Annotated in this window: 8 protein-coding genes and 4 pseudogenes; 4 read left to right on the forward strand and 8 right to left on the reverse strand. The window is 39.3% G+C overall.

The features are described 5' to 3' along the window. Positions 1–192, reverse strand: coding sequence for a DUF7230 family protein (locus E0409_RS03350; RefSeq protein ID WP_131287584.1), 192 nt, complete (start codon positions 190–192; stop codon positions 1–3). A gap of 193 nt (positions 193–385) precedes the next feature. Then, entirely contained in the window at positions 386–2,053 is a 1,668-nt protein-coding gene (locus tag E0409_RS03355) for an acyl-CoA dehydrogenase family protein (protein WP_131287587.1), read from the reverse strand. A gap of 94 nt (positions 2,054–2,147) precedes the next feature. Here E0409_RS03355 and E0409_RS03360 point away from each other — a divergent pair, with 94 nt between their 5' ends. Further along, a complete protein-coding gene (locus E0409_RS03360) occupies positions 2,148–2,783 on the forward strand; it encodes a TetR/AcrR family transcriptional regulator (RefSeq protein ID WP_131287590.1) in 636 nt (211 codons plus the stop codon). A 174-nt stretch (positions 2,784–2,957) separates the two neighbouring features. Here the strand turns inward: E0409_RS03360 and E0409_RS03370 are convergent, their stop codons facing one another. Together E0409_RS03370 and E0409_RS16895 are read right to left on the reverse strand one after the other, a co-directional pair. Next, positions 2,958–4,283: an ISNCY family transposase gene (locus E0409_RS03370; RefSeq protein ID WP_131287593.1), complete on the reverse strand. Its 1,326-nt coding sequence runs from the start codon at positions 4,281–4,283 to the stop codon at positions 2,958–2,960. Between the two features lie 437 nt (positions 4,284–4,720). Further along, positions 4,721–4,840, reverse strand: a pseudogene (locus E0409_RS16895) (toxin-antitoxin system HicB family antitoxin); the annotation flags it as partial. A gap of 378 nt (positions 4,841–5,218) precedes the next feature. Here E0409_RS16895 and E0409_RS03380 point away from each other — a divergent pair. Together E0409_RS03380 and E0409_RS03385 are read left to right on the forward strand one after the other, a co-directional pair. Then, positions 5,219–7,186, forward strand: a complete 1,968-nt coding sequence (locus E0409_RS03380; RefSeq protein ID WP_165541292.1) for a DUF262 domain-containing protein — start codon at positions 5,219–5,221, stop codon at positions 7,184–7,186. Between the two features lie 2 nt (positions 7,187–7,188). After that, positions 7,189–9,531 (forward strand): GmrSD restriction endonuclease domain-containing protein, encoded by a 2,343-nt coding sequence (locus E0409_RS03385; protein WP_131287599.1) that lies wholly within the window; start codon positions 7,189–7,191, stop codon positions 9,529–9,531. Positions 9,532–9,594: 63 nt separating this feature from the next. On the opposite strand, the pseudogene E0409_RS03390 reads toward E0409_RS03385, so the two are convergent. From E0409_RS03390 to E0409_RS16945, 4 genes and pseudogenes are all read right to left on the reverse strand, one after another. Next, positions 9,595–9,822 (reverse strand): annotated as a pseudogene (locus E0409_RS03390) (transposase domain-containing protein); the annotation flags it as partial. Positions 9,823–9,926: 104 nt separating this feature from the next. Beyond that, positions 9,927–11,588, reverse strand: coding sequence for a group II intron reverse transcriptase/maturase (gene ltrA, locus E0409_RS03395; RefSeq protein ID WP_005167203.1), 1,662 nt, complete (start codon positions 11,586–11,588; stop codon positions 9,927–9,929). A gap of 575 nt (positions 11,589–12,163) precedes the next feature. Continuing rightward, a pseudogene (gene tnpC, locus E0409_RS03400) lies at positions 12,164–12,784 on the reverse strand (IS66 family transposase); the annotation flags it as partial. A 7-nt stretch (positions 12,785–12,791) separates the two neighbouring features. Further along, positions 12,792–13,136, reverse strand: a pseudogene (locus E0409_RS16945) (antiviral reverse transcriptase Drt2); the annotation flags it as partial. 65 nt (positions 13,137–13,201) lie between these two features. Between E0409_RS16945 and E0409_RS03410 the strand changes: the two are divergent. Continuing rightward, the coding region (locus tag E0409_RS03410; protein ID WP_165541293.1) for a transposase at positions 13,202–13,408 on the forward strand (207 nt) is incomplete at its 3' end.

The following is a 13,408-nucleotide window of genomic DNA, read 5'->3' on the forward strand; positions in this document are numbered from 1 at the left end:
TTATAGAATAGCAAATACCGTGCAAGAAAAAGGGAGATAGTCATTTGAGTATCTCCCTTTTTTGTGTTTGTCATAGCCACGTTTTGCATTTTTCTTTCGGTCTACAAACACCTGACTTTTGTTGACCTCATGCATGTGTTTTGCCACAAAGTTATTGATCACAACCTCTGGCTGCTTCTTTTGTTTCGCCATTTCATTCACCTGTTTTTACGTTTTCACATCGAGTGGATGTGAAGCATATATTGCGCTGATTTGTACAAATTTCAAGTCGTTTTAAGCGTGCAAAAAATTTAAACATCAAACCCAAATTTATAATTTTTAAACCCTCCCTCTCTTGCGAAATATATTTCTCATCCCAAAGGGAGGGAGAGCTTTCATGGCCTCATTAATATTCTTTAGCCAACGTCCTCTCCAACAACCGCTCCACATCTACATCCTTAGGGTTCAGCATACCCACCACTTGTCCATGAAAATCACGATAACGGGACTGAATGAATCCATTTGCGACAAAATCAGGCGAATAGCGTTTTAACAAAACTGCTTGTGTCAAAATCACCAGACGGCTGACCAGACTGCGCCCCATAAATTGTACTTCTTCAGGTGATTGCTGGAACAACTTGAACAGACTTTGTAATTCATTTTTCAAGATTTCATCCTGTGTAGCGGTAAAGGCTAAATCTTTAAACAATACGTCTATGGATTCAGGTTCACGCGCAATTGCACGCAGTACATCGAGGCACATAACATTGCCTGAACCTTCCCAAATGGTATTCACCGGGGCTTCTTTGAAAATACGCGCCATGATGCCGTTATCGACATAGCCATTACCGCCAAAAACTTCCATCATCTCACCTGTCAGCTCAACCGCTCGTTTGCAAATCCAGAACTTGGAGGCTGGCGTCATGATTCTTTTCCACGCCAAAGACAGAGCATCATCCGATTCATAACAATGTGCCAAATGAAAACTTAAGTGCATCGCAGCTTCTGTTTCCAAAGCTAAATCTGCCAACACAGCACGCATCAAAGGCTGTTCGGCCAAGTGTTTGCCAAAAGCTTTACGCTGACGGGTATAAGCAATACATTGCACCAATGCCTGACGCAGCATGGCGGTACTACCAACGGAACAGGTCAAGCGGGTGTAATTCGCCATTTCAATAATGGTCGGAATTCCGCGCCCAGCTTCCCCCATCATGATGCCCCATGCCTCTTTAAATTCGACTTCGGAACTGGAGTTGCTGCGGTTACCAACTTTTTCTTTGAGACGCTGAATATGGATATTATTTTTCGTACCATCTTCTAACCAACGAGGTACAAAGAAACAGGCCAAACCATCCTGTTCGGTTTTTGCGACCACCAAATGTGCATCACACATCGGGGCAGAGAAAAACCATTTATGTCCTGTCAGCAAATAGACCTTGCCACGACCTGATTCAGCTACGGGCACGGCAAAAGTTTCATTGGCACGCACATCCGAACCACCCTGCTTTTCGGTCATGCCCATTCCCAACCAGATTGATTTTTTCTGGCTGATGGGCAGTTCACGTTCATCGTATTCGGTGGATAATAATTTTTCGCCAATCTTGGCCCATAGTTCAGGTTCACGCTGAATCAGTGGAATACTGCCCAAAGTCATTGAAGTCGGACACAAACTGCCGCATTCCACCTGCCCGCTTAAGTAAAAACGTGCTGCCCATTCCACCCATTTGGCAGATGATTCCGCATGATTAAATGGATGGGCATGGCTGTCGAACTTGCGATTTAAAGCCATCCATTGATGCCAGGCAGGATGAAATTCAATGTAGTCTTTACGGCGACCACGAGCATCGAAGGCATGCAGAATAGGTGTGTGTTTATTGGCTAAATCGGCATATTGATAATATTCAGCTGATCCCACCACTTTACCCATCTGCGACAAGTTAGTCTGATCCTGACTCGCGCAACGGTGCAAAATTTCTTTCAATACTGTGTCAGTTTCAAACAGGTTGTAGTCTTGCAGTTCGTCAAACTGATTACTGATCTGATGGGTCACCCATGTATTTATCGATGTATTCATCGTCTATATTTCCTGCTTGTTGTTCTGGGCTTTTCATTCCAGTATAGAGAAAAAATAGCCACAGGATGTTCGGCTTTGTTTGATCAAGAGTTTTATGAAAAATCCACAGATTCAAGTACGGCGTAAGCCACGCCAGTCACGAGCCAAGCTGACTCAGGAAGCCTTGCAGGACAGTTTTGTTCGGCTTTTGCATGAGCGCGCTGCACATGACATTACCATTCGGGAAATTACTGATTTGGCCGGTGTCGGCTTGGGCACCTTCTATGAATATTTTTCCAAAAAGGAAGATTTGATTGCGTTGACCATTTACAGACACGTAAAAAACAATGCCGAGAACTTAAAAACTTATGTACAAAGTCTGTTCAAGTTATCCACAGATATGGCTATACATGATTATTTAAAGCAGGTGATTCATTATCAACTCGAGCAGATTCAGGCACAGCAGTTTTTATGGGCGCAGATATTTTTACTGGAAAGGCAGATTTCCAATATTGAGAGTTATCGCAAGAGTTACGAAATGATGGTGCAAATGTGGCAAAACATACTTGCACCTTTTTTTGAAGATACTGAACAGCTCAAGCGGATGAGTTTAAATGTGCAACGGGTCTGCTATGGCTTTGTGTTGCAGACGTTGTTGGTAGAACCCGAATTTGAGGAGTGGGATGAGTTGGAGGGGGATATTATCCAAACTTTGGTCAACTTAACTTTTAATAAAAATGACCTTTTTTGATTGGCAAAACATATCAAAGCCGCTCACAAAAAAGCCAACTTGTTTCCAAACCGGCTTTTTGCATTTTTTTTGCTCAGATTAAAAATCTTAAGTATTTGATATTTAATTTAATATACAAATGTTGTTGTTATTCCCAAGTAGAAATGTCCTACCTAATAACCAAATAGAAATGTCCTATACCGACATTTCCAAGTCAAGCACAGGATTCAGATTTCGTTGTTGAATTGCTGTTTTCTGTGCACGTCTACGTGGCATCTTTTGAGAACGATTGCGTTTGTTTTGTTGTTCCAGTTCTTCATGCTGTTGTTGAATATGCAGCAATACAGAACTTAAACGTTTATTCTCAACAATCTCTCGCTGGTTGAGCTGACTTAATTTATCGAAGATGCTGTAATTGATCTTCCGTCCTTCATACATGATGGCCACAGTACCATCCGGGTATTCTAGAAACTCAAGATATTTACCGATTAGCCTCTGATTTTCTTCTGTATTCTCCAGGAGGTATACACATTTATCATAAGTAATGGTCAAGCTATTGGTGACTCTGCGGGGTTCACGCCAGGTAAAAATATCATCTAATTGCTCGGCTGTTTCAGTGACAGAGCGGTGTAAGTTCTTAGGATTAAAGGCCATCTTTGCAAACTTGAGATTGAACTGCTCAATAAAGCAGGGCAACCACTTATTCGCATCTGCAATCGAACTGATACCTTCCAGACGCATCTCCTTAATCAGACGATCCTGAAGTGTCCTGTTGGCCCGTTCCACACGTCCTTTGGCCTGAGGGGAGTTAGCGAAGATGATATCGATATTGAGGGTACAGAGTACGCGTCCAAACTGGGTAATCTTGGTGGCTTTCTTGCTGCTTTGATTCACCCTAAAGACTGAATGTTTGTCGCTGTAAAACGCTAAAGGCTTACCATGCTGTTCAACATACAAGCGTGTCGAAATCATATAGTCAAAGGCTGATTCTGATTCACAGAAGCGTAAATGCTGCAATTTGCCTGTGGCATCATCAATAAACACCAGCAGACAGCATTTAGCAGCGCGTCCTTCGAACCAGTCATGGTGTGAGCCATCAATCTGGATCAGTTCACCATAACAGTCCCGGTTATAGCGTGGCTGATATGGACGTTTCATGCGTTTGGATCGAGGAATCCACAAATCGGCTGCAATCATCCAGCAACGCAGGGTTTCTACTGAAAGATCGAATCCATGCATGGTGGTGAGCTTTTCATGCGCTAAAGTGGGTCCGAAACCATGGAGTTGATCCGAAACAATATTGAGGCACTTGAGTCTGAGTTCTTCAGGAAGTTTGCAGTTGCTGGTTTGGCCACGACCAGCATGGGCTAATGCAGCTGGGCCTTGAGCTTTGTATTTCTGCAGTAAGCGTCTGATCTGACGTTCTGAAATATGAAGTAGCTGAGCAGCCTGGGATTGAGTTATGCGTTGATCGCAGATTTCCTGCAAGACCGACAATCGTTTAAGTTCTTTATCCGACATAGACACCAACATATCAAACCGTCCGCTTCGATAATCGCAAAAGTGCATATTCTAAAAGCGGACATTTTTACTTTGGAGAACCTCACGCGACAGATAAGTTGACATTTTGGTACAAATAAAATCAATGACTTATAACTTTAAACGACATGGAGTGCCATTTATTTACGACACATAAGTTGTCACTTTTTTATTGAATATTTTCAATTATTTATATTAATTATTTCAAATCTAACTATTGTGCATTCAGTTTTATTAATTCTGTTAGTTAAAAGAGATTTAAAAAATAGGCATAATAAAATATGCCTATATACTTAAAACCTTCTTAATATAAATTATCTATATTCATTAAATGATTGCAAATTATTGGATAAGTCAGCCACTCATTCTTGTTAGTGGTCTACCAGTCATTCCTGTTTCGAATAGACCATGAGAAAAAATCACATAGCCAATTTTGCTGATACCAAACGATTCATACTTACACCACGTTCTGCTGCTTCCAACGCTAGTTTTTGATGAACCATTGATGTAACACGAACAGCAAACCGTCCGCTATATTTATGCAGACATAGATTCTTCAACGATTTTCATCAGGTTCTTCTTTAGACTCAAGCAGTTCAGGTATGAGGGGTTACCTTATCCCAAATCTGCTTTCCATAATTCTGAATAATTTTGTGTTAAAAACATTATTTTTATAAGATTCTCAAAGGCAATATTTTTCAAATAATTTTGAATCGCTTGAATAAAAATTATCGTTAAGAACTTTTTTAAGTAACTAAAAGGCTTTTTTATTCATGTGAATGTGTACTTTTATCAACCTCGAACAGGTTAATTGCATCTCATAATGAAGGTAATAGATTAAATAAATAGAAATTTCATATAGTTATATGTTAATCTTCGCAGAATTCCACGTGGTTATAACTTTCCTTATGAGTACCTTGAATACTATTCAAAAAATAATCGATAAAAATCATAATTGGGAACAAGATATAGAGTCAAATTTACAGCAAATATTAAATAAACTTAAAGAAAAACAAAGATTTGAACCATTGTTATTAAAAACAATACAAGAGTTGCAAGATGAAAAATTTTACGTAGCAAGTTATCAACGAAGTTATAAATGGTCAGTAAAGCAGGTTGAGCAACTTTTAGATGATATTCATGAATTTGAATTGGGAAAAAATGGTGAGTTTTACTGTTTACAACCAGTGGTTGTAAAAGAGAAAAGAAGTCCATCTAATGAAGGGATTGTTTGGGAGTTAATTGACGGCCAACAGAGAATTACAACAATATTTATAATATTGAAGTATTTACAACAAAAATCAAACGATTTTTTTCATCTTGAATATGCAACAAGGGCAGATAGCCAAAACTTTTTAAATTCCTATTTAACTGAAGTAACTGCTACAGACAGCTATGATCAATTTGTCAAAAACTTAGAACGTAAATATCATAAAATTATTGATCATATTGATCATTTTTATTTTTTCCAGGCCTATCAAACAGTTGTAAATTGGTTCAATCGTTATAATCAACACTCAGAAGTCATTGAAGCATGGCGACACAAGTTATTACATCATACAAAAATTATTTGGTACAACGTATCCGATCAACTAAAAGCTAGTAGTGCTATTAAAGAAGAGCAAGATTCTATACAAATTTTCTTGCGTTTAAATCAGGGAAAAATTCCTCTCACACAAGCAGAATTGATCAAAGCTTTGCTCTTGCAAAGAATTGCCAAAACAGAATGTGAGGAGTTATCTGCAAAGAAAACACAACAAGAGGTTGCATCACAATGGGATCGTATGGAGCAGGAATTACAGAATAAAGAATTTTGGTCTTTTATATATCCAGAGCAGAAAAATTTACCATTTACACGTATAGAAGTTCTTTTTGAATTGGTGATTTCTAAAAATACTAAAAAATGTGAGGACTATGATCTTTTTATTCAATGCCAAGAATTAATAGAAAATCATGGTGTTAAGTATGTTTGGCGACAAGTTCAGGAATGTTTTTTCCGTTTAGTCGAGTGGTATCGTAATCCTAGACTTTATCATATGACTGGATTTTTAATTACTCAAAATTTGATGAAAATTCAAGAGATATGGGTTTTAAGCCAAAATCATACACGCCGAGAATTTGAAGCTGAATTAGTGAAAAAAATTAGTAAAATTTTGGGGCAATACTTTAAAGATGAAAAAGTTCTGAGTTTTAATCATCTACAATATACTAGTAGTACACTTAAAAAAATTAATAGTGTGCTACTTTTATTTAATATCTATTTACATGAAAAACAAAACACTTTATTACCCTTTCATTTATATCGCCAAGTAAGTTGGGATATAGAACATATCCATGCACAGCAAAGTCCCGAGGCACCAAACGAAAAAAAAATATTTTATGATGAACATAAAAAATTTTTATCTGGTTTCTGTTTAGGCAGTTTAAGTGAGGAAGATCGATTATCTTTACACACTTTATTGGAAGATTGGTATCAATGTTTTTCTGATCCAAAACATAATATTGAACAAGAGAAGCAGAAACTTACTGCTTATCACCAATTAGTGAATCATTTATTTGGTGAAACTAACGTGAATACCTTAGATAACTTATGTTTACTTCCTCAAAAAATTAATCGCTCTATTGGAAATGATATGTTTCCATTCAAGCGAAGTAAAATTATCTCTAAGCAACTTAGCTTAATGCAGCAAGATGATCTTACGGATAAGCAACGAACTGAACTAACTAAAAAGTGGTTTATACCGCTAGGTTCTCAATATGTGTTCTCAAAATATTTTAGTGAAGATACCGATGATATGATTCGATGGGGATTGAATGATCGTAAAGCCTATGCAAGTGCAATCATGAAATGTTTAAAAAGTTATGGAATTGATTTGGAAGATTAAGGATGCAAAATAAATATAGCTTTTGGGGCCTTATAAACCAATTTCATGTTGTAATTCCATTGCTTCAGCGTGATTATGCTCAAGGACGTATAGATGAAAAAATTAATACGTTACGTGATCAGTTTGTTAATACGCTAATAGATGCACTAATTCAAAAACATCGTTGTGAATTGGATTTCATTTATGGAACAGTTCAAAATACCATATTAGAACCTTTAGATGGTCAACAACGTCTAACCACATTATTTCTATTACATCTGTACTTAGCACTACATGCAAACCAAATTCATGCGAATGCACATCATTTTAAAAAGCTCAGTTATGAAACTCGATTATCTTCAAAATATTTCATTATTGCCTTGATAGAAAACTTACCAAAATTAAAAACAAAATTAAATGACGAGAAAATTTCAGTATTAATTAAAGATCAAACTTGGTTTTTTTCAATATGGTTAAATGATCCAACGATTCAATCTATGCTAACTATGTTGGATACTATTCAGAAAGCTTTAGAGAGAAAACAGGTAGAAAGTGCTCAACTGATTCAATTGTGGCAATATTTGATTAGCAATGAAACACCATTGCAATTTTCTTTCATTGATTTAGAAAATTTCTCACTAACTGATGAGTTATATATCAAGATGAATGCACGAGGTGTACAGTTAACAGAATTTGAAAATTTTAAAGCTTGGTTTCAACAAGAATTATCAAAAGTCCCAAATGTTCATACAGACAAGGTTAGAAATTTCTTATTAAATGTAGATATTTCCTACACAGATTTTCTTTGGAAATTGCGACCTAAAAATACAATAAGTATTGATCATTTATTCATGACAGTTATCAAATGTATAGCTTTATCTCGCTATATTTTGTCAGATAATGCATTGTCTCCAGATCAAGATACATCAGCCAATTTGATTTCACGCTTAAGCAACAATGATTACTTACCAATTTCTTCTTATGGAAAATACATTGTTGATCCTGAGCAATTAAATTCCCTACAGCAAGGTTACTCTGATTTAGATAAATTATTTGAATTTTTAATTAGAACTCAGAGGGAATATTCAACGTTATGGGAAAATTTTCAGCCAATTTTGACTGATTTATGGGGCAGTTTTTCAATCAAAGAGTCAGACAAGGGACTATCATATTTAAAACTCAGTCGTTTTGCCATCTTATGTGCACTAGCTCGGCTTTATCATGATGAGCCAATAATTGATGGTGAACTTATGGAAGGTATATTCTCTAGTAGTCTGATATTGGTTAATAATGCAAAGGGCTATTTCAATAATGAAAAAGAATATATTTACGTTATTAAAGGAATAGAGCAATGGGTAAGATTTGCATATAGTACGTCCATTGTGAAATTTAATTTAGACTCTAAAAATCCAAAACATCAACCTTTATTACAAGCTTTTTCGGTAGAAACCATACAACACGAAATTATAAAAGCACAAAAAATTCAAGTAGATCCTACATGGAAAGATTTAATAAGATTTGTTGAAAAACATTCATATTTTTATGGACAGATCGAATTCTTATTGGATATTTCTGGTGATGATCAAGTAAAATTTAAGAAAAACGGTTTAAAAGCATCCATATTATTTAGCGATAAAATTTTGCAAGATTCTACACATATTCTGAGTAGAACATTATTAAGTTATTCGCAATATGCTCCTTATTTAATAAAAGATGGTCATAATTTAAGTTTTTGCCAATCAAAACACTCCAATGCTCGTGATCGTAATGAAAACTGGCGTAGAGTCTTCAAAGATCCTTCAAAACTAGTGATTTTACAGCATCTAATAGATAAAGATTTATCTGATATTAATGAAAAAACTAGCTTGGAAGAGCAAACACAGCAAATTATTCAGGAGATGGAAAATGTCATAAAAAGAAACCTAGATTCGATTCATGATTGGCGTAAATTATTTATTAATATTCCAAAAATTTTAGATTTTTCTAAGTTTAAGCAAATTCGTAAAGAAACTGAGGATTACTATGTACTTAAAGGATATGATTATCGAAGTGTGGCATGGCCATTACATTTATATGCTTTACTAATTGATCTAAAAGAAAAAAAAATGCATTTATGTGACTTTAAAAAATTAGAGATGATCTATTGGACAGAGCCCCAAAATTCATCTGTAAATATGCCTGCTATTCACATCCAAGATGATGAAAATATACAAATCATTATTCAGTATCAACAAAATGAATTTCAATTTTCCTTCTATAAGGAAGGGATTCTTTTACGTGATTTTGACCTACTTCCATATGAAATGAGAGAAAAATTAGCACAAGTACACAAGTCAATTGAGGAGTTAACTACTATAAATATATAGAATTTTTTATGTGACTATGATGGTTCCTGAAGGTAAGCGTGCGCTGAACCCCATAGCTATTTTTTAATTTGAGTTGGGTTTCCAGCGGTGTGGCAGTAATTCTTCAATCTGGGTCACTTTATGTGTTGGCAACCTTTTCAGCACATCACTTAAATAGGCATACGGATCCAGCCCATTCAGCTTTGCTGACTGGATTAAAGTCATGATATTGGCCGCTCGTTGACCACTACGCAGCGAACCTGCAAATAACCAGTTCTTGCGCCCCAACGCCCAGGGACGCATCTGATTGTCGGGTAGTCAGACGCAGTTACCTACGTCCAACCCCCTAAGAACCGTGCATGCGAGTTTCCCAGCACACGGCTCAAGCCTCTGCTAAGGCGCCATTCGGCACCCGGTTATACATCGTTGACATTGGCAAACTGAACACTCCTCGGACAATACAGATGGTAAATCTCAAGATTAGCAACTGCATCCGTTCCACCATGACTTAGCTTCACAATATGACGGCTGTGCCATGGTGTATCTTTGGTGACTGGTTTAAGACAGGCGCAGCAGCGACCACCTTGTTTTAGCCACACCCGATACAGCTTGGCTCGCCCCTTTGCGGAGACCAGCATTCTTTTACCCCATCGGGATTCGAAGTACTCATCCCATGCGGGGTCATGAGGGTTAGCAGCAGCCTTGATCTTGATATGTCGCACAATTGGCGTGTCCGAGGCAGACACTAATGTGTATTGTCGCTTCCGACCATCGGCGGACTGTTCATCACATGAGAACACCCATCGACGCGCTCCTTGTACTTTGAAATACCGATCTTTGACCCATCGGAGTGTCTTGCGAGGGTGGCGACGTACAGCCCATCGCCAGAGCATTTCCCACACTGCGTTGTCTACCTGGTTGAAAACCTTCTTGGCAACGACATGACTATGATAGTTGGCCCAACCCCTTAGAATCGGGTTGAGCAAACCGATCAAAGTGGCCTGTCGTGTCGCTTTGTTTGCATTGATTAATGCTCGCAGCTTGTCAAGATGAGCGCTGATGTTTGCCTTTGACGGCTTGATCAGTAGCTTGCCGTTGTACTTACGTACGTTCCAGCCAAGAAAATCGAACCCGTTCCCTATGTGCGTGATTTTGGTCTTTTCCTGAGAGAGCACGAGACCGCGCTGCGCCAGAAATTCAACCACGGCAGGACGAACTTCATTTTCGAGCCACTCTTTAGAATACCCCGTGATGATGAAATCATCCGCATACCGTACCAGTTGCAGCTTTTTGCCTGTCCATTTGGCGTTAGAGAACCTCTTAGCCAGCATCGTTTCCAGTCCGTCCAAGGTCATGTTGGCCAGCACCGGGGAGATAATACCTCCTTGCGGTGTTCCGGAAAGACTGGGAAACAGCTTGCTTTGGTAGACGTAACCGGCTTTGAGCCATTTCCGTAGAATCACCTTGTCCATTGGGAGGTTGGCGATCATCCAGTCATGGCTGATATTGTCGAAACAGCCTTGAATGTCACCCTCTAGCACCCACTCCGCACTTACTTTTCTTGACAGCACACCAAAGCACTGTGCTGCAGCATCCGCGGTTGAGCGTTGCGGTCTGAACCCATAAGAGTTCCGATCAGCGATGGTCTCCGCGATGGGTTCCAAAGCCAGCAGATGGAGCGCCTGCATGGCCCGGCATTTCATCGTGGGTATCCCGAGAGGTCTCATCTTGCCATTTTTCTTCGGAATAAGGACTCTCCGAAGCGGAAGGGGCGTGTAACCTCGCCTCTTCAACGACATCATCGCACCGGTCTTGGCCTTGGGTGTATTCCAAGTCACCTTGTCGACCCCAGCCGTGTTTTTGCCTTTGTTTTCAGACACTCGTTTGACGGCCAATGCTTTGCCACTAAACGAGTGAGTCAGCAGCCATTGCAAAGCTTTCGCCTTGTTATGCCTGCCGTCTTGTACCGCCTTCACAATACGCGCTTGCAGCCCTCTGACATGACGCTGTACAGCAATCCAATCGATGCTGTCCCACGATGTGCTGGAAGGTGCACACGCTGATACTGCTGCATTCATTTGCTCTCCCTCCATTAAAAGGGTTCTACACACTCTCTTGTGATGAGAGACCATAAGGACGTCAGCCCGCTTTCGCGTGGGGTAATGTTTCAACCTCTATCCAACCCATTACAGACTGGCATTCGCTTTTTCCTCGTTCCTTCGCCCGCATCACCATGGGCAGTTTTTGCAAACTGCTTTCCCAATGGGAGTAATACGGGATTTCCACGTTCCGCTTACTGAAGTACATCGGCTTAGGTGCCTGCTATCGACCGGGAGGCGTATGGGTCACGAATGCGTAGTCGAAAGACGCAATTCCCACCTCCATTACCGTTTTGGTTCGAGCGTATCAGCCATTTCCGCTCGTTCAACTTAACGATCGTTACGCAGATTCACATGTGTTCACCATACCGATTATCTAGCCCTTGTCCGGCTATGGCTGCCAGAAGGGTACGCCTCTCACGATTGATACCCCGCACCTTGCGGTGCCTCGTTACATTGTCGAAGGCGCTCTTTATTCAGCCTTCTAGATTCACCCGGTGACACGGGTGGTTCCCGCAGGGGGAACAACTTCATTAAGCGACTTCGTGTCGCACCTCGACCCAATTATTGCAAATCGGTAGATTGCCATCATCCAAATAGCGACTTAAAGCTGGCCAACGCTTCAGAGTGTAATTGATAGCCTTGGCAATTGGAGAACTCGACGGCACCGTCAGATAATGTTGGTTGAGCCATTCATAGAGTTGTTGCATCACCGGTTGACTATGCTGTTGTCGGTATTCGCGGCGGTGTTGCGCTGTACCATCCGTCTTTTTCCTGAGTTCTGCTTCTATGGCATACAGTCTCTGAATCATCAGTAATGCCTGTTCAGCGACCTGACTTTTTTTGGTCACATGCAGTTCATGAAATTTACGACGGGCATGCGCCATGCAGCCCACCTCAATGACTTTACCTGATCTAAAGCGTGCTTTGTAGCCACTGTAATCATCACAGACTAAATGACCTTGCCAATCTTTTAGAAAGGCTTCGGCATGTTCACCAGAGCGACTGTCTTGAAAGTCATAAATCACGGCTTGAACTGGATTATATTGGGTTGTTGCATAAGCCCAGACATAACCTTTCTTCGGTTTTTTATCTTTATCATCCATCCGCATGATGGTGACGGGTGTTTCATCTGCATGAATCACCGCTTGCTGTAGGATCACCTTTCTTAATGCATCGGTTATATGTGTAAGTTATAAAATTTCGTTGTTTACGAGCTAAATGGCTATACATTCGATAGATTTTTCTACGATAAGTTTTTGATCTATTTTTTCGAGCCTTATTTTTCGATGCTCTAATTTTGGAAATTAAACGTCGATAATAATTTGATAGGCTAGATGATCTGATCAAAATTTCTTGACCATTATATATAAAGCCAAGATATTGTAGAGGCTTGTCCACTTTAGTATCTATGTCAACGGCTTTCAGCTTACCTGAAATACAAGTAAATTTTATTTTTTCAACCTTACTTGGATTTATCTTTAACTCCTTTCCTCCATGATTAAGCAATAACTCTTCAAGAGTTTTGATGTGTGCTGAGAAAACAGGAGGTTTTAACTTGGTAAACTATAGACACTCATCAGGAGTTTACCATGAGCAAGAAACAGAAGACTTACACCGCAGAATTTAAAGTTGAAGCAATAAAATTGATTGAAGCCAATCAAGGCAATGTATCGGAAACAGCCAGACAACTTGGCATTTCAATGCAAACTCTTTCAAATTGGAATAATAAAGCAAAGACTGGCACCTTAGCAGGCACTAAACAATATTCACCTGATCTAAATGCCTTACTCGAAGAA

It is taken from the genome of Acinetobacter sp. ANC 4862, assembly GCF_004336635.1.
GTDB lineage: Bacteria > Pseudomonadota > Gammaproteobacteria > Pseudomonadales > Moraxellaceae > Acinetobacter.